Genomic DNA, 24,878 nt, shown 5'->3' with positions numbered 1-24,878 from the left:
TCATACCATACAAAAAGCGAAGGGGGAATCCAATTTTAGCAGAAAGTGAAGTGGCAAAAGAGTCTGATTCGTCACAATTTAATGGTAAAACATGAAATCATAATCAATATAATAGCCAAAACTGTAAAGGCTAGGACTTTACCTTATTCGTTTCTTTTCTTTTTACATAAGATAGCGTGAGATGAAGTGTGAAAGGAGGCGGGCAAGCGATGGGAATAACGGAAAGATTCTTTCAATTGGGAACGGAGCATAATGTCATTCATCTGCCCTATCGCCCGAACGGCTTTGGCATTTTTATCTTTGGGGACAGAACTCACTTTGTGGCGAATGATTCAAGCTTTTGGCTTCAGCATTACGGAAGAAATCAGCTGCTGAACATGCTGAGGAATGAAGGATATACCCTTTTTAACAGCAATTTGTTCGGAAGACATTGGGGTGCGGAAAAAGCGGTCACATATGCCAAGCAGCTGACACATTTCGTGCTGAAGCAGGGAATCCTCAATCCGAAGATTCATATTTTAGCAGAGGGAATGGGTGCTCTAGTGGCCGATGAACTGCTTCGTTTTTCCCCGGATCTTATCCGTTCAGCCACAATGCTGAATCCCTGTCTCGATCTTCAGGCACATTATGAATCAGAAAAAGAAAATAAATTTTTCTATAAGCAATTTTTAAAAGAAGTATCGGAAAGCTATGGCATTTCAGTAAAAGAAGCAGAAGTGCTCCGCTACAAAACAATTGAAGGCTATCCAAGCAATGTGCCTGTTCATATATGGCAGCGTATGACCGGAGCTCCTTATCCGTACAGCGTACATGCCGAAGCATATAAGAAAAAACAGCAAAAGCAAGGTTCACCGGTCGATATGACATTTCACCTATCTGAGCATCCAAATAGAATTTATGCGTCAATATGCAAATTTTTTCACAGTCATGAAAAAGAGTTGTAAAGAATACAATAACAGCAGCCTTCTCTTTTGCGGAGGCTGTTTTTTGTATTGGGAAAAGAAAAACCGGAAGGGCGGCAGATACAAATGGAATCAACACTGATTATAGGTGCGGACGAATTTTTCGGCCTTTCATTATGCGAGAGGATGTTAAATGAAGGCATACATGTTGATGCCATTCTGACGGGAACAGAAGATGAAATGAGACAAATGTACTTAGAAGAAAGACTCATGTGGCTTGGGAGAAATGAACTCTTTCGCCAACTTAAGCACATTGAAGATCAAAAATATGATACAATTTGTATCCAGTTCGGAGACTGGTTGCCTTTAGACCAATTTGACTCTCCCTATATATTAGTATATGAACAAGATCGAAAAGAGTGGGAAAAACATGAAAAGAAGGGGACGGGAGAAACGGTGATCCTGCCGAAAATGTATGGTCCCTGGCAAGAAAAAATCGATGAAGACGGCTGTTACACGGACGATGTGGCTGACGAACTGCTGAGATTCCTGCTTAAACCAAGCCGTGATAGCAAAAATCAGTTTTTTGAGCTGCAAGTCACAGAAAAAACGTCAAAAGAAGAAGCGAAAGCAAAAATTTCCGACTGGAAAAGACAATTTTCATCAATTTTCGACAAATATTAAGAAATACCTTCCATGTTTCTGGTTTTCTAGATACAATAGGCGTAGAAAAATGATAGATGTTATAGCTTGTCAAAAGGGGTTGAACACGACTTGGTCACAAGGATTGTCATGATCTTTTCTGTCCTCCTTTTATTAAGCGGATGTGGACAAACTCCGTTTAAAGGAAAAATTGAGAAGGTCGGCATGCTCTTTCCTGATACGATTAATGACCTCGTATGGGGCACAAAAGGGTATAAAGGATTACTGAATATACAATCAAAATACAATGTGGACGTCTACTATAAAGAAGGCGTTAAAACAGATGAAGATATTATAAATGCGATTGAGGATTTCCATAAACGGGGTGTTAATCTACTCTATGGCCATGGGAATGAATATGCAGAGGTGTTTAACATGGTCAGTGAAGATTATCCAGATATGGAATTCGTGATTTCTAATGCGAAAGCGGAAGCGGATAATGTAACGAGTGTCCATTTCAGCGGCGAAGCAATGGGCTTTTTTGGAGGAATGACAGCTGCTTATATGTCGAACACGAATCAGGTCGGCGTGATTGCTTCCTTTATGTGGCAGCCAGAGGTTGACGGTTTTATCAAAGGAGCTAAATATGAAAATCCCGATATTGAAGTAAATACAAAATATACAGATCATTGGGATGATGATTCTATAGCAGTAAAGCTCTATCAGAAAATGAAAAACGAAGGTGTGGATGTTGTGTATCCCGCCGGAGACGGGTATAATGTTCCTGTCATTCAGCAAATCAAAAAAGACGGCTTTTATGCTATCGGTTACGTCACAGATCAATCTGATCTGGGCGAAAATACGGTATTAACCAGTACGGTGCAAAATGTGGACAAGGCCTATGAAATTATCGCTGAGCAATTCAACAAAGGCACCCTTAAAGGCGGCGATCATTACTACGACCTGAAAACGGGGGTTGTTGAAATGGGAACATTCAGCCCGCTTATTGATAAAGACTTTCAGCAAAGAATCGCTAAGCTGATCAAAACGTACAACAAAACAGGCGAACTGCCAAAAAACGAGTAATGGAGTGACGTCACATGCAACACGAAAAATCACTTGAGTTCCTGCAAATTGCTATGAAGTATTTGCCTGAAGCGAAAGAACAGATTGAAAAATCAGGAATTGAGCTGTCAATGGAAGCTTTACAGCCGTTTATGAATCTATTTACAACGGTAATGGCGGAAGCTTATGAGCTGGGCAAGTCTGACGCGAAATCCGAAACCGAATAAAAAGAAAGCCACTTTTTCGAAAGTGGCTTTTCACATGATTTTCTTTTTAATAGCCGAAAACATCGGCGCAAGCTCTTTTAAAGCAGGCTTGATTTGATCAAGAGAGTTCATAATTGAACCGATTTGATCCATGATTTGCATGTGATAAGTCGTCTCTTCTTCGTTTGTCTGGGATACCTCTTCTTGCTGTTCTTCCTTCTCAGCTGTTTGTTTTGCGGAATCGCCGAACATCATCCTTGAAAACACATCCAACTGCGTACGCCCCCTTTCTACATACCATACTCTATACTCTATGAGTGAGATGAACTGATAGTTTAGACGAATATATTGCCTTGTGAAAAAAAATAGGATAGAATTAGTACCTGATACTAATAATTGATCATAACCTGATTGATCTTTCTAAATTTACAATATAAAGGAGTCTTCCCTTATGAAAGCTGGATTACTTGGTGTTGGACGTTACATTCCTGAGAAGGTTTTAACAAATCATGATCTTGAAAAAATGGTTGAAACTTCTGACGAATGGATTCGTACGAGAACAGGAATCGAAGAAAGAAGAATTGCTGCGGATGATGTATATTCATCACATATGGCTGTTGCAGCGGCGAAAAAAGCGATGGAACAAGCTGGAGTCGCAGCTGAGGACCTAGACATGATTCTGGTTGCCACTGTTACACCAGATCAGTCATTTCCAACTGTATCTTGTATGATTCAAGAACAGCTCGGCGCAAAGAAAGCGTGTGCTATGGATATTAGCGCGGCTTGTGCGGGTTTCATGTACGGAGTGATAACAGGTAAACAATTTATCGAATCCGGAACCTACAAGCATGTTCTTGTTGTCGGTGTAGAAAAACTCTCAAGCATTACAGATTGGGAAGACCGCAATACAGCCGTTCTGTTTGGAGACGGAGCAGGCGCTGCGGTCGTCGGGCCAGTCAGCGAAGATAAAGGAATCCTTTCATTTGAACTAGGGGCAGACGGCACAGGCGGTCAGCACTTGTATCTGAATGAAAAAGGACATACAATCATGAATGGACGAGAAGTCTTCAAATTTGCAGTCCGCCAAATGGGAGAATCATGTGTCAATGTCATTGAAAAAGCTGGACTTTCAAAAGAGGATGTCGACTTTTTGATTCCGCATCAGGCGAATATCCGCATTATGGAAGCCGCTCGCGAGCGTTTAGAGCTTCCTGTCGAAAAGATGTCTAAAACCGTTCATAAATATGGGAATACTTCTGCCGCGTCCATTCCGATCTCTCTAGTAGAAGAATTGGAAGCTGGTAAAATCAAAGACGGCGATGTAGTCGTTATGGTTGGATTCGGCGGAGGATTAACATGGGGCGCCATTGCAATCCGCTGGGGCCGATAAAAAAAGGTGAGGTGCACACAAGATGAGTAAAAAAAGAGTAGTTGTCACAGGACTTGGAGCGTTATCTCCGCTTGGCAACGACGTCGATACAAGCTGGAATAACGCAATCAACGGTGTGTCCGGAATCGCTCCGATCACTCGTGTTGATGCTGAAGAATATCCGGCAAAAGTAGCCGCTGAATTAAAAGACTTCAATGTTGAAGATTATATGGATAGAAAAGAAGCTAGAAAAATGGATCGTTTTACACAATATGCGGTTGTAGCTGCGAAAATGGCTGTTGAAGACGCGGATCTCGACATTAACGATGAGATCGCGCCGAGAGTCGGTGTTTGGGTAGGTTCCGGAATCGGAGGACTTGAAACCCTAGAATCTCAATTTGAAATTTTTTTAACAAAAGGCCCAAGACGGGTAAGCCCGTTTTTCGTGCCAATGATGATTCCTGATATGGCAACAGGCCAGATTTCTATTGCCTTGGGAGCAAAAGGGGTTAACTCTTGTACAGTTACAGCATGTGCTACAGGAACGAACTCCATCGGTGATGCGTTTAAAGTCATTCAGCGCGGTGACGCAGACGTAATGGTCACAGGCGGAACAGAAGCGCCGCTGACAAGAATGTCATTCGCCGGTTTCAGTGCTAACAAAGCGCTGTCTACCAATCCAGACCCGAAAACAGCGAGCCGCCCATTTGATAAAAACCGTGATGGCTTTGTCATGGGTGAAGGCGCAGGGATCATCGTTCTTGAAGAACTTGAGCATGCCCTTGCCCGCGGTGCTAAAATTTACGGAGAAATTGTCGGCTACGGCTCAACGGGAGACGCTTATCATATCACAGCGCCGGCCCAAGATGGTGAAGGCGGAGCGAGAGCAATGAAAGAAGCCATTAAAGATGCGAATATTGCCCCGGAAGAAATTGATTATATCAATGCACACGGGACAAGCACGTATTACAATGACAAATACGAAACAATGGCAATCAAAACCGTGTTCGGCGGGCATGCGCATAAACTTGCGATAAGCTCTACAAAATCGATGACAGGTCACCTCTTAGGAGCGGCCGGCGGTATTGAAGCGATTTTCTCTGTGCTTGCCATTAAAGAAGGTGTGATCCCGCCGACAATCAATATTCAAACACCTGACGAAGAATGCGATTTAGATTATGTACCTGATGAAGCCCGCAAACAGGATCTCAATTATGTTCTCAGCAACTCGTTGGGATTCGGCGGACACAATGCTACATTAATCTTTAAGAAATATGAGTAATGATGACGCCAAACCGGCTCCCTTCGGGGTAGCCGGTTTTTTTTATGCGCATAGAATAAAAAGAGGAGGCGATCACATGAGTGTGGAACAAACAGATAACTGGTTCAGACAGGCTGCTTCAATAGATGATTTGGCCCATTACATTGTCCCCCTTTTTTCAGGTGCGGAAAAAAAGAACTGGAAAGGCATTCTCAGCCATCTTCAGCACCATGGAATGTTTAAAAACATAAAAGAGGGATCTCATACTGCTTTGAAGCTGAAAGAAAAAGGATTTTACGAACATATTCAGAAAGAAGAACAGTACCTGAAAAACAAATGGCACGGTCCTGATGTACCGATTGTCCCGCTGCCGGTTGATGAACGAAACAGGAGACTGCGTTTAGAATTCGGATCAAAAGCAGGACTCGCCTTTCAAGACAAAATGTTCCTTTTTCTTTCGTCAGAGCTTGATTTTGCATCAGTATCTGCCTTGATGACACATGAATATCATCACATTTGCCGATTAGATCATCTGACAAAAGATGAAAAGGATGTCACATTGCTTGATACAATCATCATGGAAGGTCTGGCAGAATATGCTGTATATGAGAGGTTCGGCCGAAGCCAAACGGCTGAATGGACATCTTGGTATACCCCCGAACAGCTGCAAGCTTTATACGAAAAAAAGATTGTACCCCATCAGGATATCAAACGGGACAATCGACTATTCTCCCAGCTGTTATTCGGCAAAGGACATCAGCCCAATATGCTTGGATACGCAGTCGGATTCAATATTGTAAAAAAGTATTTAACGGCCAACAAAGCAAACACAGCAGATGGGCTGTCCATTCCTACTGAAACCTTTTTGAAAGCAATTGTATAAAAGAATAAAAAATGAAATTTTGTTAATAATATTACATTTATCCTAAAAAATTCTTGATTTTGCAAAATGGTTGTAATAATATACAACTATAAATTTTTCGATAATTCAATATAATTTATTATTTCTGAATAAACGGATTGCTTTTTCTTGGATATGAATACATCAAGAGAGGGAAAGGGGAGTTAGCGTGAGCACACTTTTGGAAGTAAATAATTTAAAGACTTATTTTTTTAGAAAAAAGGAGCCGATCCCTGCGGTTGACGGCGTCGATTTTCACATCAGCAAAGGTGAAACCGTCGCGCTTGTAGGTGAATCGGGCTCCGGGAAAAGCATTACTTCATTATCAATCATGGGCCTTGTCCAAAGCTCTGGCGGAAAAATTATGGACGGCTCTATTAAACTCGAAGACAAAGACCTCACCTCATTCACTGAAAACGACTTTTGCAAAATCCGCGGAAACGAAGTATCTATGATCTTTCAGGAACCAATGACCTCCCTTAATCCGGTGTTAACAATCGGAGAACAAATTACCGAAGTGCTGATTTATCATAAAAACATGAAGAAAAAAGAAGCTCACCAAAAAGCTGTTGACCTCTTGCGAATGGTTGGTTTCTCGCGGGCCGAGCAAATGATGAAGGAGTATCCGCACCGGCTGTCCGGCGGAATGAGACAGCGGGTGATGATTGCCGTCGCACTCAGCTGTAACCCTAAACTGCTCATCGCCGATGAACCGACGACAGCACTGGATGTGACAATACAAGCCCAAGTGCTGGAACTGATGAAGGATATCTGTCGGAAGTTCAACACGTCGATTCTTCTCATTACTCACGACTTAGGTGTCGTATCAGAAGCGGCCGACAGAGTGATTGTCATGTACTGCGGACAAGTCGTGGAAAACGCCACAGTTGACGACTTATTTTTAGAACCGCTGCATCCTTATACGGAAGGCCTGCTTACGTCGATTCCCGTGATAGATGGGGAGATTGATAAATTAAACGCGATTAAAGGCAGCGTGCCGACACCAGATAACCTGCCGCCGGGGTGCCGCTTTGCCCCAAGGTGTCCGAAAGCGATGGATAAATGCTGGACAAATCAGCCTTCGCTTTTGACGCACAAAAGCGGAAGAACAGTAAGATGCTTTTTATATGAGGAAGAAGGTGCCGAACAATCATGACAGCAGCTAATCCAGAAACAATTTTAGAGCTTCGTGACGTGAAAAAATACTTCCCGATCCGCTCAGGCCTTTTCCAAAGAAAAGTCGGGGATGTAAAAGCAGTGGACGGTGTTTCATTTTCATTACATAAGGGAGAAACGCTCGGAATCGTCGGAGAATCGGGCTGCGGAAAATCGACTGCCGGCAGGACGATGATCAGGCTGTACAAACCAACAGAAGGCCAAATTCTTTTTAAAGGGCAGGATATTTCCAATCTGTCAGAGGAGAAGCTGCGGAAAAGTGTCCGCAAAAATATTCAAATGGTTTTTCAGGATCCGTTTGCTTCTTTGAACCCGAGAAAAACGCTGCGTTCCATCATTAAAGAGCCATTTAACACACACCACATGTATACGATGCGCGAACGAAACGAAAAAGTCGAAGAACTGCTTGCGAGAGTTGGTCTTCACCCGTCGTTTGCCAGCCGTTATCCCCATGAATTTTCCGGGGGACAGCGTCAGCGGATAGGCATCGCCAGAGCGCTCACGTTACATCCAGAGCTGATTATTGCAGATGAACCGGTTTCCGCACTTGATGTATCTATTCAGGCCCAAGTGATTAATTTAATGGAAGAATTGCAGGAAGAATTTCATTTGACGTATCTATTTATCTCTCATGACCTAAGTGTCGTCCGCCACATCAGCGACAGAGTCGGAGTGATGTATCTTGGAAAAATGATGGAATTAACCGGCAAAAATGAACTTTACGACAATCCGCTCCATCCATACACCCAAGCGCTTCTATCGTCCGTTCCGGTTACAAGAAGAAAAGGATCTGTCAAACGTGAACGCATCGTCCTGAAGGGAGAACTGCCAAGTCCGGCAAACCCGCCAAAAGGCTGCGTTTTCCACACAAGATGTCCTGCCGCAAAGCCGATATGCAAGGAACAAATACCAGCATTCAAAGAAGCTGCTCCCAACCACTTTGTGGCTTGTCACCTTTATAGCTAATTGTTACCCGACTAGCTTTGAGAGGGGGTATGCACTACATAAACAACAGCTGAGAATAACGAACATTTCAAGAGGGGGAATATTGAATGAAAAGACGGAAAAGCGCACTGACGATGCTTAGTGTATTCATGGTTCTAGCCATCTTCTTATCAGCCTGCTCAGGCTCAAAATCAAGCAGCAGCGAGAAAAAACCAGCAGGAAAACCACAGCAAGGCGGAGATTTGGTAGTCGGGTCAATCGGGGAACCCACGCTTTTTAATTCTCTGTATTCTACGGATGATGCAAGTACGGAAATTGAAAATATGCTGTACAGCTTTTTAACGAAAACGGATGAAAAACTAAATGTGAAAATGTCGCTCGCTGAAAGTATTAAAGAATTGGACGGCGGTCTGGCATATGATGTGAAAATCAAAAAAGGTGTTAAGTTTCATGACGGAAAAGAACTGACTGCAGACGACGTCGTATTTACGTACAGTGTCCCTTTAAGCAAAGATTACAAGGGAGAACGCGGCTCAACATATGAAATGCTGAAATCCGTCGAGAAAAAAGGCGATTACGAAGTATTATTCAAGCTGAAATATAAAGACGGTAATTTCTACAATAATGCGTTAGACAGCACAGCCATTCTGCCGAAGCACATTCTCGGTAATGTTCCGATTGCCGATTTAGAAGAAAATGAGTTTAACAGAAAGAAACCAATCGGTTCAGGTCCATTTAAGTTTAAAGAATGGAAGCAGGGCCAATATATTAAGCTCGAAGCGAATAATGATTATTTTGATGGAAGACCGTATTTAGATACTGTGACGTATAAAGTCATTCCTGATGCAAATGCTGCCGTTACTCAGCTGCAGGCAGGCGATATTAACTTTTTTAATGTGCCCGCCACTGACTATAAAATGGCAGAAAAATTCAATAACGTGAAAGTCGTTACTGATTTGGCATTAAGTTATATATATATCGGATGGAATGAAAAAAATGAACTATTTAAGGATAAAAAGGTCCGTCAGGCGCTGACAACTGCTCTTGACCGCGAGTCAATTGTCAACCAAGTATTAGATGGAGACGGAAAGGTAGCTCACATTCCGGAAAGCCCTTTATCTTGGAACTATCCTAAAGATATAGAAGTTCCAAAATTTGCGTATAACGAGAAAAAAGCGAAACAAATGCTCGCAGAAGCCGGCTGGAAAGATACGAACGGTGACGGCATTTTAGATAAAGACGGAAAGAAATTCTCGTTTACGCTTAAAACGAACCAAGGAAACAAAGTCCGTGAAGATATCGCTGTCGTTGTTCAAGAGCAACTGAAAAAAATCGGAATTGAAGTAAAGACCCAAATTGTTGAATGGAGTGCTCTCGTTGAACAAATGAATCCTCCAAATTGGAATTTTGATGCAATGGTCATGGGATGGAGTTTGTCCACATTCCCTGATCAATATGACACTTTCCATTCAAGTCAAATCAAAAAAGGCTTAAACTACGTTTGGTATAAAAATGCCGAAGCGGATAAACTCATGAAAGAGGCAAAATCAATCAGCGACAGAGAGCAATATTCAAAAGAATATGAGCAGATTTATCAAAAAATTGCGGAAGATCAGCCGTATACGTTTTTGTATTACCCTAACAACCATATGGCAATGCCGCAAAATCTTGAAGGATACAAATACCATCCGAAGCGTGATTTATACAATATTGAAAAATGGTGGCTTGCAAAATAATTATCCCTTAAAGGGGAGGGAGAGCGTTTTCTCCCTCTTCTGTTTTTAATAAGGAAAGCAAAGGGGGACAAGTAATAATATGGCTGCATATATTATCAGAAGAACCTTAATGTCTATTCCGATTTTATTGGGAATTACGATTCTATCATTTGTTATCATGAAAGCGGCGCCCGGAGACCCGATGACGTTAATGATGGATCCGAAAATCAGCCAGGCTGACAGAGAGCAGTTTATTGAAAAATACGGTCTGAATGACCCTCAGTACGTTCAATATTTAAAGTGGCTCGGCAACATGGTGCAGGGTGATTTTGGAACGTCTATTGTCAGAAAAGGAACCCCTGTTTCAGAACTGATTACGGCAAGGATGCCTAATACGCTCCTGCTGATGCTCGTTTCGACGATTATGGCCCTTGTGATTTCTATTCCATTCGGTGTTTTGTCGGCAAAGCGGCCTTATTCAAAGCTCGACTATGGCATTACGTTTACCTCATTTATAGGTCTGGCTATACCAAACTTTTGGTTCGGATTAATTTTGATTATGGTGTTATCGGTAAATCTCGGCTGGTTTCCAACCGGCGGTGTCGAGACGCTGAATGCCGATTTCAATATATTTGACCGGATTCATCATTTAATTCTGCCTGCATTTGTATTAGCGACAGCTGACATGGCCGGACTGACGCGATACACGAGATCCAATATGCTTGATGTATTAAATCAAGATTATATTCGTACAGCGAGAGCAAAAGGGTTTAAAGAGAACAGAGTGTTATTTAAACATGGATTGAGGAACGCATTATTACCCGTCATTACGATTTTCGGTTTGATGATTCCTTCATTTATTGGTGGATCTGTCGTTGTCGAACAAATTTTCACTTGGCCGGGGTTAGGAAAGCTGTTTGTTGATTCGGCATTCCAGCGTGATTATCCGGTTATCATGGCGATGACTGTCATCTCAGCGGTGCTTGTCGTTATTGGAAACCTCGTTGCAGATATCCTTTATGCGATTGTTGATCCGCGGATCGAATATTAAAAGGAGGGGAAACAGAGATGTCAGAGCTGCATACAACTCCCTCGCCGGAGATCAGGCTGAAAGAAAGTATTTCGAAAAAACCAGAAACGATGATCAAGATATTCTGGGAGAAATTCTCGAAAAACAAGCTGGCCATTCTAGGTGCTGTCATTCTTTTTATCATCATTATATCTGCTATATTCGCTCCATTAATTGCGCCATATCCCCAAGAACAGCAAAGCCTGCTTGATAAATATAAGGCACCGAGCCTTGAGCATTTGATGGGAACCGATAAATTTGGACGTGATATTTTCAGTAGGATCTTGTATGGAGCACGTGTCTCTTTATTGGTTGGTTTTGCGTCTGTAGTCGGTTCGATTTTGATCGGAACAGTTTTTGGGGCGTTAGCGGGATATTTCAGAGGAATAGTTGATGCTGTCATCATGCGTCTGGTCGACATTGTATTATCTATTCCAGATATTTTCTTGCTGATCACGCTGGTCACGATCTTTAAGCCGGGGGTGGATAAACTGATTTTAATTTTCTGTCTCACAGGCTGGACCACGACAGCACGGTTAGTAAGGGGAGAGTTCTTGTCACTTCGTTCAAGGGAATATGTTCTCGCCGCTAAAACAATTGGAACAAAGACTCATAAAATTATTTTTTCGCATATCCTGCCAAATGCTTTAGGACCGATTATCGTCTCGGCGACGCTGAAAGTAGGTACTGTCATTCTTGCTGAATCAGCATTAAGTTACTTGGGCTTCGGAATCCAGCCTCCAATCGCAAGCTGGGGAAACATGCTTCAAGACGCACAGAATTTCACAGTAATGATTCAAGCATGGTGGTACCCATTATTTCCCGGGCTATTTATTTTAATGACCGTTTTATGTTTCAACTTTGTTGGTGATGGTCTGCGGGATGCGCTTGATCCGAAACATATTAAATAAAAATGAAAATAATATTTGTTATAAAATATAACGGAAAAAGAAGAAAAATAGGTCTCTCTTTGTTAGAAAATATACAAATCGGTCTGCTCCTTGTGATGTTAAGATCATTCCAGTGATGCCAGATTTCCTCAAACTCTTTGGAATAATTTCTCTGTCCCTTGCCTATACTGTGGACAACAGTTTTTATAAAAGTGAGGGGTTAGAGATGTTATTTCTTCATGATGTGTGGGTTAATTGGTTTGAAGGGGAAGAAAATGGCTACAATGTATGTCACTTTCATGAATGGCGCAAGGAAGATACGGTTGAGCTTTTGGATCAGGTGCCGCTATTAAGGGTGCCGTCAATATTGTTTCATTACATAGAAAATGATTTATCTGAGCTGCCGAAAGGTTTGCTTGAAGACGTACATCAGAAATCGTATATACGGAAAAATCATGAGCGGACAAAGCTTGAGTATTGTTTTGTCGTAACAGACGGAATCGGCATTTTGGCTGTCGATACAATCGGATACACAATCCCTGTCAGAAAAAGCCGTCTCATTCCAAGACAGGAACAGCTTGTTTATGAAATGGTAAAAGATGTAGAGCCTGAAACATATGAATTTGAGCCAAAAAAGCTGGAATCCTCAAAAGAATATCATATTTTATCATTAGCGCCAGAGCATGTCAGAGGACTGACGAGAAAAGAACGGCAAATCAAGCAGCTGATGTTTATGGCGCTTGATCAATTAAAGGGATTGAAAAACCGTGCCGAAATCGGCTACTGGTACACAGAGTGGAATCCGCATATGTATGAACAAATCAAACGAATGAGCTTTGAAGAGATTTGGGACATGCTGTATAACGAAACCATTGAAGGCTGGTCAGACAAGCATTTGACTTTTTGTGAAAACTTGATAAAAGGACAGCCTTTCTTCGAAAAACTGTGGGAATTGGAAAATGAATCAAAGGTGAATTGAAAAAAACCGCTCTTTCAAAGAGCGGTTTTTTGATCAGCGTCTTTTTCGGCCAAGACCCATGGCATTCTCCATTTTTTTCAGCATTTTGTTTGCTGTCCGGTTCGCCCGTTCCGCGCCATCATCGAGAATCCGATCTAATTCATCAGATTCAATCAGTTCATGATAGCGGTCTTGAATCGGTTTTAATGCGTTGACCACAACCTCTGCCAAATCACCTTTGAACTCGCCGTAGCCTTTCCCTTCATACTTTGCTTCAAGCTCTTCAATTGTCGTATTGCCGAGGATTGAATAAATCGTAAGAAGATTGGAAACGCCCGGTTTGTTTTCTTTATCAAACTTCACAATGCCTTCAGAATCTGTCACAGCGCTTTTGATTTTCTTTTCAAGAAGCTTTGGCTCATCCAGCAATGTAATATACGACTTCTGGTTCGGATCGGATTTGCTCATTTTCTTCAGCGGGTCATTCAAAGACATGATGCGCGCGCCGACTTTAGGGATTTTCACTTCTGGAACTGTAAAAATGTCGTTGTATTTTTTGTTGAAGCGTTCGGCAAGATTTCGCGTCAGCTCAAGGTGCTGCTTTTGATCCTCACCGACAGGCACAAGGTCTGTTCCATATAGCAGAATATCAGCGGCCATCAGCGGCGGATATGTTAACAGGCCGGAGACGACAGCTTCGTTGCCTTTAGACTTGTCCTTAAATTGAGTCATTCGTTCAAGCTCACCAATATACGCGACACACTGCATCATCCAGCCAGCCTGCGCATGTGCGGGAACCTCTGACTGAATAAATAATGTTGCTTTTTCAGGATCAAGACCGATCGCTAAGTAAAGCGCCGCCAAACTGCGAATATTCTTTCTTAGCTGCAGCCTGTCTTGAGGTACGGTTATCGCATGCTGATCGACGATGCAAAAATAGCTGTTATAATCATGCTGCAGTTCGACAAACTGCTTCATTGCGCCGATATAGTTGCCGAGCGTAACGGAGCCGCTCGGCTGAATACCTGAAAAAATCGTTTTCTCCATAAAAACATCAACCTCATTTCTGAAAACATAATAAAAAGGCTCATTCTTCCCCTGTAAAAAGGGACGAATGAACCGTGGTACCACCCTGATTATTCCATTAAAATGGAATCACTCTAACGTTTGTAACGGAGACTGCTCCGGCTGAGCCTACTTTTGCGGTTTCGGTCAGCTGCTCCAAAGTCCATTCCACATTGCCCGTTATCTGCTCCCAGCACCGCAGACTCTCTTCAAACGGGTGAAACGTGTACTACTCTTTTTCATAGCAGGCTTTTCTTTTGATTGCTTCATTATAAATCAATTATAACCAATTGTCATCATGAAAAAACACTCTTTTTTCCGGTAACATTGTAATGATAGAAATACTGCGGGTACTATTAAAACCTCTAAATGATAGCTGCTCTCAGCGGTGAAAACAGCTAGATATTATATGTAAAAAGCAAAATGGATAAAAAACTCCTAAAATCGTTTTCAACGAATTTCCGCTTTAAACGATAGAAGGATATTATGTTCATGGTAGAAAAACTAACGAAGTTCAAATATTTTAAATTGAAAAAATAATATTGCAATAAATTATTTGTTTCATTATAATGAACTTGTTCACTCTAGTGTTACAGCTTTTTTACAAAAATAATCAGAAAAGACGGAACAGAGTAAAAGTTATGGAAACTTAGGTTCATTTGTCTGATATTTCTGATGATTTGGCCGTGAGGAGCTGAAAATTATGATTAGGGGGTTTGCGAATATGAAAAAACGTTGGTCGATTGTCACGTTGATACTCATTTTCACTCTTGTGCTGAGCGCCTGCGGCTTTGGCGGCAGCGGCGGATCAAACGGTGAAGGGAAAAAGGACAGTAAAGGAAAGACGACACTTGATATTAATATCAAAACTGAGCCGTATTCTTTACATCCGGGATTGGCAAAAGATTCAGTATCAGGGGGTGTTATCCGTCAGACTTTTGAAGGATTGACACGCATTAATGCAGATGGTGAGCCTGAAGAAGGCGCAGCTTCTAAAATTGAAACGAGCAAAGATGGAAAGACATATACATTTACAATTCGTGATGGCGCAAAATGGTCAAACGGCGACCCTGTAACAGCACAAGATTTTGAATATGCCTGGAAATGGGCTCTTGATCCTGCTAATGAGTCGCAGTATGCCTATGAGCTGTATTACATCAAAGGTGCGGAAGCAGCAAACACAGGAAAAGGAAGCTTAAATGATGTAGCTGTAAAAGCGGTTAACGATAAAACGTTAAAAGTTGAATTGAACCATCCGACACCGTTTTTTACTCAATTGACTTCGTTTTATACTTATATGCCGGTCAACAAAAAGGTTGCTGAGAAAAATGAAAAATGGTATACCAATGCGGGCAAAGATTACGTTTCCAACGGACCATTTAAAATGACATCTTGGAAACACAGCGGATCTATTGCGCTTGAAAAAAATGATCAATATTGGGACAAAGACAAGGTTAAGCTGAAAAATATCAAAATGGTCATGATCAACAATAACAATACTGAGCTTAAGAAATTCCAAGCTGGTGAGCTTGATTGGGCAGGGATGCCGCTTGGTCAGCTTCCGACTGAATCGCTGCCAACTTTGAAGAAAGATGATTCCTTACACGTTGAAGCGATTGCTGGTGTTTATTGGTACAAATTTAACACGACGGCAAAGCCGCTAGATAATGTAAACATCCGTAAGGCGCTGGCCTATTCAATTAATCGTCAATCTATCGTGAAAAACGTGACACAGGGCGAGCAAATTCCTGCTATGGCCGCTGTTCCACCGTCAATGAAGGGATTCGAAGATAATAAAAAAGGTTATTTTGACGATAACGATGTGAAAACGGCGAAAGAATATTTGAAAAAAGGTCTTAAGGAGTTAGGGCTGAGCAAAGCTTCCGATCTTCCGGCAATTAAATTGTCTTATAATACGGATGAAGCGCATGCGAAACTTGCACAAGCTGTTCAGGAAATGTGGAAAAAAGATCTTGGCGTAAATGTTGAGCTTGATAATTCCGAATGGAATGTCTATATCGACAAACTCCACAGCCTCGACTATCAAGTGGGACGTATGGGCTGGCTTGCCGACTATAATGATCCGAGCACCTTCCTTGAATTGTTCAAGGATAAAGACGGCGGAAATAATGATACTGGCTGGGAAAGCGCTGAATTTAAAAAGCTATTGAATGAGTCCCAAACTGAAACAGACAGTAACAAACGTATCGAACTGCTTAAGAAAGCAGAGAAGGTATTTATGGATGATATGCCTGTTGCACCAATCTATTTTTATACGATCCCTTGGGTGCAGGACGAAAATCTGAAAGGAACCATCGTTACTGGAACCGGCGAAATTTATTTCAGAAACGCGTACTTTCAATAAGTCTATGTGAAAACAAAAAACCTCAAGGTATATGGGGCCTATTCCCCATATACCTTTCTTACTGATCATGTAAAAACAATGGAGGTGTTTCCCCTTGCTGAAATATATCGGAAGACGTTTAATCTACATGGTTATCACTCTATTTGTCATTGTAACCGTGACTTTTTTCTTAATGCAGGCAGCACCGGGCGGGCCATTTTCGGATGAGAAAAAGCTTCCGCCTGAAATTGAAGCAAACTTAAATGAACACTATGGCTTGGACAAGCCGCTGTTTGTACAATATGTAAGTTATTTGAAATCAGTTGCAATGTGGGATTTCGGACCGTCATTTAAATATAAAGGTCAGAGTGTTAACGACCTGATCAATTCGGGATTCCCCGTTTCATTCACTCTTGGAGCAGAAGCTATTCTCCTCGCTTTAGCATTAGGTGTATTGTTTGGGGTCATTGCAGCCCTTTACCACAATAAGTGGCAGGATTATACCGTTGCGATTTTAACCATCTTTGGTATTTCAGTGCCGAGCTTTATCATGGCGGCTGTTCTGCAATATGTGTTCTCCATGAAGCTTAGTCTGTTTCCAGTCGCGGGGTGGGACTCCTGGGCATACACCTTTTTGCCTTCAATCGCACTTGCTTCCATGCCGATGGCGTTTATTGCCAGGCTTTCCCGTTCAAGCATGATCGAAGTGTTGAACAGTGATTATATTCGCACAGCGAAAGCAAAAGGTCTGTCCCGTCCGGCCGTTACAGTGCGGCACGCCATCCGAAACGCGCTTTTGCCAGTTGTTACATACATGGGACCGATGGCCGCGCAAGTCTTAACGGGCAGCTTCATTATAGAAACCATTTTTGGGATTCCGGGACTTGGCGCACACTTCGTAAACAGTATTACAAACCGTGATTATACAGTCATTATGGGTGTAACGGTATTCTTCAGTGTCATCCTTTTATTATGTGTATTAATCGTAGACGTGCTATACGGTATTATTGATCCGAGAATCAAGCTTTCCAAAGCAAAGAAAGGAGCCTAGGCCATGCAGAACATTCCGAAAAATATGTTTGAACCAGCCGCAGCAAATGCCGGTGATGCAGAGAAAATAAGTAAAAAAAGCCTTTCCCTCTGGAAAGATGCGATACTTCGCTTCCGCAGCAATAAGCTTGCAATGGTCGGGCTTGTGATTATTGTACTGATTATCCTTATGGCGATTTTAGCACCGCTCTTCTCGAAATATGATTATTCGACTACTAATCTCTTAAATGCGGATAAGGCGCCTTCCAAAGATCACTGGTTCGGAACAGATGATCTGGGACGGGACATTTTCGTCCGTACATGGGTAGGCGCGCGAATCTCAATCTTTATCGGTGTCGCGGCCGCTGTTCTTGATTTGCTGATCGGCGTAATTTGGGGAAGCATTTCAGGGTTCCGCGGAGGCAGAACGGATGAAATTATGATGCGTATCGCCGATATCCTTTGGGCAGTTCCTTCATTATTAATGGTTATCTTACTGATGGTTGTTCTTCCGAAAGGGCTCTTTACGATTATTATTGCCATGACGATAACGGGCTGGATTAATATGGCCAGAATCGTGCGGGGACAAGTGCTGCAGCTGAAGAATCAGGAATATGTGCTTGCTTCACAGACGCTTGGTGCAAAAACTTCCCGTCTGCTGTTTAAACATATCGTGCCAAACGCAATGGGCTCCATTTTGGTCACAATGACATTGACAGTGCCGACTGCGATTTTTACAGAAGCTTTTTTAAGTTATTTGGGACTTGGTGTTCCGGCTCCGCTTGCAAGCTGGGGAACGATGGCTTCTGACGGACTGCCTGCATTGACCTACTATCCGTGGCGTTTATTCTTCCCGGCCGGTTTCATCTGTATTACGATGTTTGGTTTTAACGTTGTCGGCGACGGATTAAGAGACGCATTGGATCCTAAGTTACGTAAATAAGGGAGTGATACGGGTGACACGCCTATTAGAAGTAAAAGATTTAGCGATTTCATTTAAAACATATGGCGGAGAGGTTCAGGCAATCCGCGGAGTGAATTTCCATCTGGATAAAGGAGAAACGCTGGCTATCGTTGGAGAATCAGGTTCGGGAAAAAGTGTAACCTCTCAAGCGATTATGAAGCTGATTCCAATGCCTCCAGGTTATTTTAAGCGTGGTGAGATCTTGTTTGACGGCAAGGATCTGGTGCCGCTGTCTGAAAAAGAAATGCAAAATGTCCGGGGAAAAGAGATCGGGATGATATTCCAGGATCCGATGACCTCTTTAAATCCGACGATGAAGGTCGGAAAACAAATTACGGAAGTGCTGTTTAAACACGAAAAGATTTCAAAGGAAGCAGCGAAAAAACGTGCTGTTGAATTGCTGGATTTAGTCGGAATCCCGATGCCGGAAAAACGGGTCAATCAATTTCCTCATGAGTTTTCAGGCGGGATGAGACAGCGGGTTGTCATTGCGATGGCACTAGCGGCGAATCCGAAGCTTCTCATCGCCGATGAACCGACGACTGCTCTTGATGTAACGATTCAAGCGCAAATCCTTGAATTAATGAAGGATTTACAAAAGAAAATTGAGACATCCATCATCTTTATCACACACGATCTTGGTGTTGTGGCAAATGTTGCTGACCGGGTCGCTGTCATGTACGCGGGACAGGTTGTAGAAACCGGTACGGTAGACGAGATTTTCTACGACCCGAGACATCCGTATACGTGGGGGCTGCTTGCATCCATGCCGACATTGAAAAGTTCGGGAGGGGAACAGCTGACTGCGATTCCTGGCACGCCGCCTGATTTGACGAATCCGCCAAAAGGAGATGCTTTTGCGTTGCGGAGCTCTTATGCGATGAAAATCGATTTTGAGCAGGAGCCGCCCATGTTTAAGGTATCTGATACTCATTATGTCAAATCGTGGCTGCTTCATCCGGACGCGCCAAAAGTAGAGCCGCCTGAAGCGGTAAAAGCGAAAATGCGCAAACTGGCAAATACGTATGAAAAACCTGTCTTAGTGAGAGAAGGTGAATGAATTGGCTGAAAAACTATTAGAAATCAAACATTTAAAACAGCACTTTGTCACACCGAAAGGAACAGTGAAGGCTGTAGACGGTTTATCATTTGATATCTATAAAGGCGAAACATTAGGGCTGGTTGGTGAATCCGGCTGCGGTAAATCGACAACAGGCCGAAGCATTATTCGGCTGTACGAAGCGACTGATGGTGAAGTGCTGTTTAACGGCGAAAATGTACACGGGAAAAAATCTCGGAAACAGCTGCTGGAGTTCAACCGCAAGATGCAGATGATTTTCCAAGACCCTTATGCATCCTTGAATCCTAGAATGACAGTTGGTGATATTATTGCTGAAGGCCTTGATATTCATAAGCTGGCAAAAACTAAAAAAGAGCGGATACGGCGGGTCCATGAGCTATTGGAAACAGTCGGTTTAAACAAGGAGCATGCAAACCGCTATCCTCATGAATTTTCCGGCGGTCAGCGCCAAAGAATTGGAATTGCCAGAGCTCTTGCTGTTGATCCAGAATTTATTATCGCCGATGAGCCAATTTCCGCTTTGGATGTATCTATTCAAGCGCAGGTCGTGAATTTAATGAAAGAACTGCAAAAAGAAAAAGGACTCACATACTTGTTTATTGCTCACGATTTATCAATGGTTAAATACATCAGCGACCGCATTGGCGTCATGTATTTCGGGAAATTGGTTGAGCTTGCGCCGGCAGATGAGCTTTATGAGAATCCGCTTCATCCATATACAAAATCATTGCTTTCAGCAATTCCGCTTCCAGATCCGGACTATGAGAGAAATCGCGTCCGTAAGAAATATGATCCGTCTGTTCATCAGCTGAAAGATGGGGAAACGATGGAATTCCGTGAAGTCACACCGGGGCATTTTGTGATGTGCACGGAGGCAGAGTTTAAAGCATACTCATGACATGAATCCTTCAAGAGAAATCTCTTGAAGGATTTTTTTACGTCATTATAGAAATTCAGAATAATAATATTTCAAGTAGAGGAATAAGCGGAGGCGAAAGACCATTCAATATCTGCATAACAAAAATATTATTGCGCTTCTGCTGTCTCAATCTCTTCAATCTTTAGCAGGAGTCCTTGTCACAATCGTTTTAATGGTCCGAGTCTATCAAATGACAGACTCCGTCTTTTTGGCGAGTCTTGTTCTATCATTCATGTCGTTTGCGAGTATAGCAGCAAGCTTTTGTATTTCCCCTGTGCTTCACAAGCTTGGTTTTAAAAAGGTGCTTGTGTTCACAAATCTTCTGAGGGCGGTCTTTACGATATTAATGGCTTTTGGCGTCAGTCATCATGGACAGATTTTCTTTTGGGCCACGCTATTGTTTGTATTCTGTTTTTCTTTTGCAGGCGCGTTTTTTCAGCCAGCAAGATTTGCGCTGCTGCCGACTATCGTTTCAAAAGAGCGATATGTGAAAGTGAATGGCGTGATTTCCCTCTCAAATCAATTGTTTCTAACGGCGGGTTGGGGTCTTGGAGGCCTTCTGACGTATGCTGTACCTTTTGAAGTCGTTGTCGGTGCAGCCATTTGTCTGTTTGTTCTTTCAGGAGTCTCCATCAGTGGGCTTCATGTAAATGAAAAAAGGGCTGAAGGAACAGCTGAAACACAATCTGCCAGAAGTATATGGAAGGATTTAATGATCCTTCCTGTTGTAAAGGATATTACGATGATGGACATGATAGAGGCTTTGGCAGGTTCTGTTTGGTCTTCTGCGATCCTTCTCGCGTTTACTGCAGCTGTTTTGCATGCAACGGAGGTATGGTGGGGGGTGTTTAACGCTTCTTATTTTATAGGTGCTATCGCCGGCAGTGTGATTGCTATTCGTTTTTCTGCTATTTTTGAGCGAAACATGGGCTATTCGATTATGTTCAGCTCACTTGTGATGTCGATACTGACCCTTTTGTTTTCTTTTTCTCCAATCCCTTTTTTATGCGCGCTGGCTTGCGCATTCATGGGTCCCTTTTATCAGGTGCGTGATATTTGCCAGGAAACAATGCTGCAGGAGGTCATTCCTGAGCAGAAGCGCATTGGGATTATGGCTGCCAAAAATGCAATTTTAACTCCATGGTCAGGCGTTACTTACTCCATCATGGGGCTCGTAGCTGATGCGGCTGGAGCGAAAACAGCTTTTATTGCGGCCGCTGCATTATATATCATGACGTTTTTTATTGCGCTGGCGCAGCCCCGCTTGCTTCATTACAAGCGGGAAGGCGGTATTTCATGAAAGCTTGCGATATAACATTTCAACATGAATGGAGCTTCCGGCTTCGATTTTTGCTAAAAAAATGAAACCAGGACGGAAGTTCGTACGTCTTAATAGATGTAAAGCTGTTTAAACAAGAAGAAATGGGGTATATCTAAAAGGTATGAAGACAATGAACTCATAAGGAGCAAATCAATGAACTGGTATGAAAAGCTTAGCGAGTACTTTCCAATTGAAGAAATGAAATCAAAAGCGCATATGGAAGCTCTTATGAAAGAGCGAAGCGATATTTATCATAAAGATGAAGGCAAACACCATATCTTAATGTTTGCGGAATTCGATTCATTTATCTTTGTTGATTATCTGTATGTGTCTAAGGATGCAAGAGGGCAGGGGCTTGGCGGCAAATTGATCGCGAAGCTGAAAAAGAAAAATAAGCCGATATTGCTCGAGGTGGAGCCTGTGGATGAAGATGATACTGATACAGAAAATCGCCTGAGATTTTATCAAAGAGAGCATTTCAAGCATGCTCAGTCAATTGGGTACCGGCGCCGGTCATTAGCTACGAATGAAGTAAGCAAGATGGAGATTCTGTACTGGTCACCAAAAACAGAATCAGAAGAAGAAATTTTTGAAGCCATGAAACAGACATATGAAAACATTCATACTTATAAAGATGAAAAATGGTATGGGGAATCGTACGAAAAAACAGACGAGGTCCTGAAACTTATTGATGAAGAAAAACAAAAAAATATTTTCGATCAGTTAAACTAATTGAGAATGACAACATAACATTAAAATTTGCTGGATTGACACATTTTTTTCTTAGGACACTGTTCATACTTACTTTTTTATAGTATAATACCTGTAAAGATTCCTTTTTTAGAGTTATTTCAATTTAAGAATAAAATAGATGTTCATCCTACTAATTAGAGGAGTGAAGATGAATGGTTACACTATACACATCACCAAGCTGTACTTCATGCAGAAAAGCGAGAGCGTGGCTCGAGGAGCACGAGATTCCATTTGAAGAAAGAAACATTTTCTCTGAACCTTTATCAATTGATGAAATCAAACAAATTCTTCGAATGACTGAAGACGGAACAGATGAAATTATCTCAACTCGTTCAAAAGTATTCCAAAAACTGAATGTGAACGTTGAATCTATGCCATTGCAAGATTTGTACAGCTTGATCAATGAGCACCCGGGTTTGCTTCGCCGTCCGATCATCATCGACGAAAAACGTTTGCAGGTCGGATACAACGAAGACGAAATCAGACGTTTCCTGCCAAGAAAAGTCCGCTCTTTCCAATTAAGAGAAGCACAGCGTTTGGCAAACTAATAGATAGATCGTATTATTAAAAGAAGGCTGATGACTCAGCCTTCTTTTTTCATTTCTTCTCAACCTGCTGATAATAAATGCTCGCAAGGATGACAAATGCCACCGTTAAAATGGGGAGGAGTGTTTCCACTGCGCTGTGCTGTGCCATAAAAAAGGACAGCTTTTTATCTCTCACAATCATTTCTCCGCCTGTATAAGCAAGCAGCCCGCTTCCCGCATAGATCAGGAGGGGTATTTTCTCAAGTGCAATATGGATGAGCTTGCTGCCCCAAATAATAACCGGCACCGATACGCATAAACCTATGATCACAAGTGAAAACTCACCGTGTGACGCACCTGCAACGGCTATGACATTGTCCAGTGACATAAAGAGATCTGCGAGCACGATCGTTCTTACTGCTCGCCATAGAGAGGTGCTGCTTTTAATGTGCTGTGTGTCTTTTTTTTCAATCAGCAGCTGATATCCTAAATACAGCAAGAAAATTCCTCCGACACACTGCAAGAACGGAATATTCAAAAGATATACCGCTGCACTTGTTAATCCGATTCTCATGGCAACGGCGATAAATGTTCCGAGAATAATGGCTTGCTGTCTTTGCTTGTCCGGCAAATTTCTGCTCGCCATGGCGATAACGATCGCATTATCTCCGCCAAGGATCAGGTCGATCCCTACAATCACAAGCAGAGAAATCAGATAGTCATGCTCCATGAATCGGCACCTCACTTTCGTTCCATCGCTTGTACTCCTACTATATGAGACAAGTCGCATTTTATGATATGAGCCGTATATCTGCCGTTTTTTTAGCAAAGATGCGTTTTTATTTCTTTTGTGACTGTTTTATCATAAAATAGAAATACAAAGGAATTCACACTGGCCTTGCATCAAGGTTAAGATGTGGACGGAATGGGTAAAGTGTAGTAAAGTACTATTAATCGGGAGCTTAGATGTCCCTTCAACATCTTATATAGAAGGGAAGGTTGGCAAATGGAAATTGAAAGAATTAACGAGCATACAGTAAAATTTTATATGTCTTACGGAGATATTGAAGATCGCGGTTTTGACAGAGAAGAAATTTGGTATAACCGTGAGCGCAGTGAAGAACTGTTCTGGGAAGTCATGGATGAAGTTCATGAGGAAGAGGAATTCGCTGTGGAAGGCCCTCTCTGGATTCAAGTTCAGGCGCTTGACAAAGGATTAGAAATCATCGTCACAAAAGCCCAGCTTTCCAAAGACGGACAAAAGCTCGAACTGCCGATTCCTGAGGATAAAAAGCAAGAACCAGCATCTGAGGATCTTAACGCCTTACTGGATGATTTCCAGAAGGAAGAGCAAGATGTCAATCAGGAAGAGAAGGAGCAACAGCTTCAATTTGTCTTGCGGTTTGACGATTTTGAGGATGTTATTTCTCTATCTAAATTGAACGTTAACGGAAGTAAAACGACTTTATATTCGTTTGAGAACCGATATTATTTATATGTGGATTTTTGCGATATGATTGATGAAGAGGTTGAAAATCAGCTAAGCATCCTGTTGGAGTACGCAGATGAATCCTCAATCAGCATACACCGTCTTGAAGAGTACGGCAAGCTGATTATTTCAGAGCATGCTCTAGAAACAATAAAAAAACACTTTGCATCATAACAAACCGATTTCTTTCCGGAAATCGGTTTTTTTTGTGCAATGAAATGCTGTTTTTGTGATGTGAAATTAGAAACCCGCGGACATGCTGAAAACTACGGCAAACAGGAGTTGAT

The 24,878-nt window shown here is 42.2% G+C and carries 26 protein-coding genes, 1 pseudogene and 1 other annotated feature; of the genes and pseudogenes, 23 read left to right on the top strand and 4 right to left on the bottom strand.

The window, feature by feature from the left end; translation table 11 throughout:
* The first annotated feature begins 209 nt into the window (after nt 1-209).
* From BTW01_RS05160 to comZ, 4 genes are all read left to right on the top strand, one after another.
* Nucleotides 210-944: a hypothetical protein gene (locus BTW01_RS05160; RefSeq protein WP_162101959.1), complete on the top strand. Its 735-nt coding sequence runs from the start codon at nt 210-212 to the stop codon at nt 942-944.
* Nucleotides 945-1,028: 84 nt separating this feature from the next.
* Nucleotides 1,029-1,586 (top strand): hypothetical protein, encoded by a 558-nt coding sequence (locus BTW01_RS05155; RefSeq protein ID WP_162102180.1) that lies wholly within the window; start codon nt 1,029-1,031, stop codon nt 1,584-1,586.
* Nucleotides 1,587-1,676: 90 nt separating this feature from the next.
* On the top strand, nt 1,677-2,630 hold the full coding sequence (gene med, locus BTW01_RS05150; protein ID WP_162101958.1) for a transcriptional regulator Med: 954 nt from the start codon (nt 1,677-1,679) through the stop codon (nt 2,628-2,630).
* A gap of 14 nt (nt 2,631-2,644) precedes the next feature.
* Nucleotides 2,645-2,836, top strand: a complete 192-nt coding sequence (gene comZ, locus BTW01_RS05145) for a ComG operon transcriptional repressor ComZ (RefSeq protein WP_162101957.1) — start codon at nt 2,645-2,647, stop codon at nt 2,834-2,836.
* A gap of 30 nt (nt 2,837-2,866) precedes the next feature.
* Here comZ and BTW01_RS05140 read toward each other — a convergent pair whose 3' ends face one another.
* A complete protein-coding gene (locus tag BTW01_RS05140; protein WP_162102179.1) occupies nt 2,867-3,070 on the bottom strand; it encodes a hypothetical protein in 204 nt (67 codons plus the stop codon).
* A 196-nt stretch (nt 3,071-3,266) separates the two neighbouring features.
* On the opposite strand from BTW01_RS05140, the gene fabH reads away from it, so the two are divergent.
* From fabH to BTW01_RS05095, 9 genes are all read left to right on the top strand, one after another.
* Nucleotides 3,267-4,205 carry a beta-ketoacyl-ACP synthase III gene (gene fabH / locus BTW01_RS05135; protein WP_162101956.1) on the top strand — a complete coding sequence of 313 codons (939 nt, stop codon included), beginning with the start codon at nt 3,267-3,269 and terminating at the stop codon, nt 4,203-4,205.
* Nucleotides 4,206-4,227: 22 nt separating this feature from the next.
* Nucleotides 4,228-5,466 carry a beta-ketoacyl-ACP synthase II gene (gene fabF, locus BTW01_RS05130; RefSeq protein WP_162101955.1) on the top strand — a complete coding sequence of 413 codons (1,239 nt, stop codon included), beginning with the start codon at nt 4,228-4,230 and terminating at the stop codon, nt 5,464-5,466.
* Between the two features lie 76 nt (nt 5,467-5,542).
* Nucleotides 5,543-6,328 (top strand): DUF2268 domain-containing protein, encoded by a 786-nt coding sequence (locus BTW01_RS05125; protein WP_162101954.1) that lies wholly within the window; start codon nt 5,543-5,545, stop codon nt 6,326-6,328.
* Nucleotides 6,329-6,515: 187 nt separating this feature from the next.
* Entirely contained in the window at nt 6,516-7,502 is a 987-nt protein-coding gene (gene appD, locus BTW01_RS05120) for an oligopeptide ABC transporter ATP-binding protein AppD (RefSeq protein ID WP_162101953.1), read from the top strand.
* Nucleotides 7,499-8,488, top strand: a complete 990-nt coding sequence (gene appF / locus BTW01_RS05115; RefSeq protein ID WP_162101952.1) for an oligopeptide ABC transporter ATP-binding protein AppF — start codon at nt 7,499-7,501, stop codon at nt 8,486-8,488. The genes appD and appF overlap by 4 nt, the downstream gene beginning before the upstream one ends.
* Before the next feature lie 86 nt (nt 8,489-8,574).
* On the top strand, nt 8,575-10,203 hold the full coding sequence (locus tag BTW01_RS05110) for a peptide-binding protein (RefSeq protein ID WP_162101951.1): 1,629 nt from the start codon (nt 8,575-8,577) through the stop codon (nt 10,201-10,203).
* A gap of 79 nt (nt 10,204-10,282) precedes the next feature.
* Nucleotides 10,283-11,233 carry an oligopeptide ABC transporter permease AppB gene (gene appB / locus BTW01_RS05105; RefSeq protein ID WP_162101950.1) on the top strand — a complete coding sequence of 317 codons (951 nt, stop codon included), beginning with the start codon at nt 10,283-10,285 and terminating at the stop codon, nt 11,231-11,233.
* 17 nt (nt 11,234-11,250) lie between these two features.
* The gene (gene appC / locus BTW01_RS05100; protein WP_162101949.1) at nt 11,251-12,162 is read left to right on the top strand and encodes an oligopeptide ABC transporter permease AppC; all 912 of its coding nucleotides are present in this window, start codon (nt 11,251-11,253) and stop codon (nt 12,160-12,162) included.
* A gap of 205 nt (nt 12,163-12,367) precedes the next feature.
* Nucleotides 12,368-13,120: a YjbA family protein gene (locus BTW01_RS05095; RefSeq protein WP_162101948.1), complete on the top strand. Its 753-nt coding sequence runs from the start codon at nt 12,368-12,370 to the stop codon at nt 13,118-13,120.
* A gap of 33 nt (nt 13,121-13,153) precedes the next feature.
* On the opposite strand, the gene trpS is transcribed toward BTW01_RS05095, so the two are convergent.
* Nucleotides 13,154-14,146, bottom strand: a complete 993-nt coding sequence (trpS, locus tag BTW01_RS05090; RefSeq protein ID WP_162101947.1) for a tryptophan--tRNA ligase — start codon at nt 14,144-14,146, stop codon at nt 13,154-13,156.
* 56 nt (nt 14,147-14,202) lie between these two features.
* Nucleotides 14,203-14,416, bottom strand: a binding site (T-box leader).
* A gap of 472 nt (nt 14,417-14,888) precedes the next feature.
* On the opposite strand from trpS, the gene BTW01_RS05085 reads away from it, so the two are divergent.
* The 8 genes from BTW01_RS05085 (at nt 14,889) to spx (ending at nt 23,123) form a co-directional block, all read left to right on the top strand.
* Nucleotides 14,889-16,529 (top strand): peptide ABC transporter substrate-binding protein, encoded by a 1,641-nt coding sequence (locus tag BTW01_RS05085; RefSeq protein ID WP_162101946.1) that lies wholly within the window; start codon nt 14,889-14,891, stop codon nt 16,527-16,529.
* A 94-nt stretch (nt 16,530-16,623) separates the two neighbouring features.
* A complete protein-coding gene (gene oppB, locus BTW01_RS05080) occupies nt 16,624-17,559 on the top strand; it encodes an oligopeptide ABC transporter permease OppB (RefSeq protein WP_162101945.1) in 936 nt (311 codons plus the stop codon).
* 3 nt (nt 17,560-17,562) lie between these two features.
* A complete protein-coding gene (gene oppC, locus BTW01_RS05075; RefSeq protein ID WP_162101944.1) occupies nt 17,563-18,480 on the top strand; it encodes an oligopeptide ABC transporter permease OppC in 918 nt (305 codons plus the stop codon).
* A gap of 4 nt (nt 18,481-18,484) precedes the next feature.
* Complete coding sequence (gene oppD / locus BTW01_RS05070; RefSeq protein WP_162101943.1) at nt 18,485-19,561, top strand: oligopeptide ABC transporter ATP-binding protein OppD; 1,077 nt, start codon at nt 18,485-18,487, stop codon at nt 19,559-19,561.
* Between the two features lies 1 nt (nt 19,562).
* Nucleotides 19,563-20,480 carry an oligopeptide ABC transporter ATP-binding protein OppF gene (oppF, locus tag BTW01_RS05065; RefSeq protein ID WP_162101942.1) on the top strand — a complete coding sequence of 306 codons (918 nt, stop codon included), beginning with the start codon at nt 19,563-19,565 and terminating at the stop codon, nt 20,478-20,480.
* A 103-nt stretch (nt 20,481-20,583) separates the two neighbouring features.
* Nucleotides 20,584-21,801, top strand: coding sequence for an MFS transporter (locus tag BTW01_RS05060; RefSeq protein ID WP_162102178.1), 1,218 nt, complete (start codon nt 20,584-20,586; stop codon nt 21,799-21,801).
* A 174-nt stretch (nt 21,802-21,975) separates the two neighbouring features.
* Nucleotides 21,976-22,554 (top strand): GNAT family N-acetyltransferase, encoded by a 579-nt coding sequence (locus tag BTW01_RS05055; RefSeq protein ID WP_162101941.1) that lies wholly within the window; start codon nt 21,976-21,978, stop codon nt 22,552-22,554.
* A 173-nt stretch (nt 22,555-22,727) separates the two neighbouring features.
* Nucleotides 22,728-23,123 carry a transcriptional regulator Spx gene (spx, locus tag BTW01_RS05050; RefSeq protein WP_039073559.1) on the top strand — a complete coding sequence of 132 codons (396 nt, stop codon included), beginning with the start codon at nt 22,728-22,730 and terminating at the stop codon, nt 23,121-23,123.
* A gap of 49 nt (nt 23,124-23,172) precedes the next feature.
* Here spx and BTW01_RS05045 read toward each other — a convergent pair whose 3' ends face one another.
* Nucleotides 23,173-23,832, bottom strand: coding sequence for a TerC family protein (locus BTW01_RS05045; RefSeq protein ID WP_162101940.1), 660 nt, complete (start codon nt 23,830-23,832; stop codon nt 23,173-23,175).
* Between the two features lie 184 nt (nt 23,833-24,016).
* Between BTW01_RS05045 and BTW01_RS05040 the strand changes: the two genes are divergently transcribed.
* Nucleotides 24,017-24,142, top strand: coding sequence for a hypothetical protein (locus tag BTW01_RS05040; protein WP_120698858.1), 126 nt, complete (start codon nt 24,017-24,019; stop codon nt 24,140-24,142).
* Entirely contained in the window at nt 24,109-24,765 is a 657-nt protein-coding gene (mecA, locus tag BTW01_RS05035; RefSeq protein WP_162101939.1) for an adaptor protein MecA, read from the top strand. The genes BTW01_RS05040 and mecA overlap by 34 nt, the downstream gene beginning before the upstream one ends.
* Here the strand turns inward: mecA and BTW01_RS18390 are convergent.
* A pseudogene (locus tag BTW01_RS18390) lies at nt 24,760-24,831 on the bottom strand (hypothetical protein); the annotation flags it as partial. The gene mecA and the pseudogene BTW01_RS18390 sit on opposite strands and share 6 nt — an antisense overlap.
* Nucleotides 24,832-24,878: the final 47 nt, after the last annotated feature.

It is taken from the genome of Bacillus sp. SKDU12 (assembly GCF_010093085.1).
Taxonomy (GTDB): Bacteria; Bacillota; Bacilli; order Bacillales; family Bacillaceae; genus Bacillus; species Bacillus mexicanus.
This window is presented reverse-complemented; position numbering and strand designations above follow the sequence as displayed.

Excerpts from the sequence above, each read along its gene's own strand:
- comZ (WP_162101957.1), top strand. The coding sequence starts at position 2,645 with ATGCAACACGAAAAATCACTTGAGTTCCTGCAAATTGCTATGAAGTAT.
- BTW01_RS05045 (WP_162101940.1), bottom strand. The coding sequence starts at position 23,832 with ATGGAGCATGACTATCTGATTTCTCTGCTTGTGATTGTAGGGATCGAC.
- BTW01_RS05140 (WP_162102179.1), bottom strand. The coding sequence starts at position 3,070 with ATGATGTTCGGCGATTCCGCAAAACAAACAGCTGAGAAGGAAGAACAG.
- spx (WP_039073559.1), top strand. The coding sequence starts at position 22,728 with ATGGTTACACTATACACATCACCAAGCTGTACTTCATGCAGAAAAGCG.
- mecA (WP_162101939.1), top strand. The coding sequence starts at position 24,109 with ATGGAAATTGAAAGAATTAACGAGCATACAGTAAAATTTTATATGTCT.
- appB (WP_162101950.1), top strand. The coding sequence starts at position 10,283 with ATGGCTGCATATATTATCAGAAGAACCTTAATGTCTATTCCGATTTTA.
- fabF (WP_162101955.1), top strand. The coding sequence starts at position 4,228 with ATGAGTAAAAAAAGAGTAGTTGTCACAGGACTTGGAGCGTTATCTCCG.
- BTW01_RS05155 (WP_162102180.1), top strand. The coding sequence starts at position 1,029 with ATGGAATCAACACTGATTATAGGTGCGGACGAATTTTTCGGCCTTTCA.
- BTW01_RS05160 (WP_162101959.1), top strand. The coding sequence starts at position 210 with ATGGGAATAACGGAAAGATTCTTTCAATTGGGAACGGAGCATAATGTC.
- BTW01_RS05040 (WP_120698858.1), top strand. The coding sequence starts at position 24,017 with ATGTGGACGGAATGGGTAAAGTGTAGTAAAGTACTATTAATCGGGAGC.
- appC (WP_162101949.1), top strand. The coding sequence starts at position 11,251 with ATGTCAGAGCTGCATACAACTCCCTCGCCGGAGATCAGGCTGAAAGAA.
- BTW01_RS05110 (WP_162101951.1), top strand. The coding sequence starts at position 8,575 with ATGAAAAGACGGAAAAGCGCACTGACGATGCTTAGTGTATTCATGGTT.
- appF (WP_162101952.1), top strand. The coding sequence starts at position 7,499 with ATGACAGCAGCTAATCCAGAAACAATTTTAGAGCTTCGTGACGTGAAA.
- BTW01_RS05085 (WP_162101946.1), top strand. The coding sequence starts at position 14,889 with ATGAAAAAACGTTGGTCGATTGTCACGTTGATACTCATTTTCACTCTT.
- oppC (WP_162101944.1), top strand. The coding sequence starts at position 17,563 with ATGCAGAACATTCCGAAAAATATGTTTGAACCAGCCGCAGCAAATGCC.
- BTW01_RS05055 (WP_162101941.1), top strand. The coding sequence starts at position 21,976 with ATGAACTGGTATGAAAAGCTTAGCGAGTACTTTCCAATTGAAGAAATG.
- BTW01_RS05095 (WP_162101948.1), top strand. The coding sequence starts at position 12,368 with ATGTTATTTCTTCATGATGTGTGGGTTAATTGGTTTGAAGGGGAAGAA.
- BTW01_RS05125 (WP_162101954.1), top strand. The coding sequence starts at position 5,543 with ATGAGTGTGGAACAAACAGATAACTGGTTCAGACAGGCTGCTTCAATA.
- fabH (WP_162101956.1), top strand. The coding sequence starts at position 3,267 with ATGAAAGCTGGATTACTTGGTGTTGGACGTTACATTCCTGAGAAGGTT.
- trpS (WP_162101947.1), bottom strand. The coding sequence starts at position 14,146 with ATGGAGAAAACGATTTTTTCAGGTATTCAGCCGAGCGGCTCCGTTACG.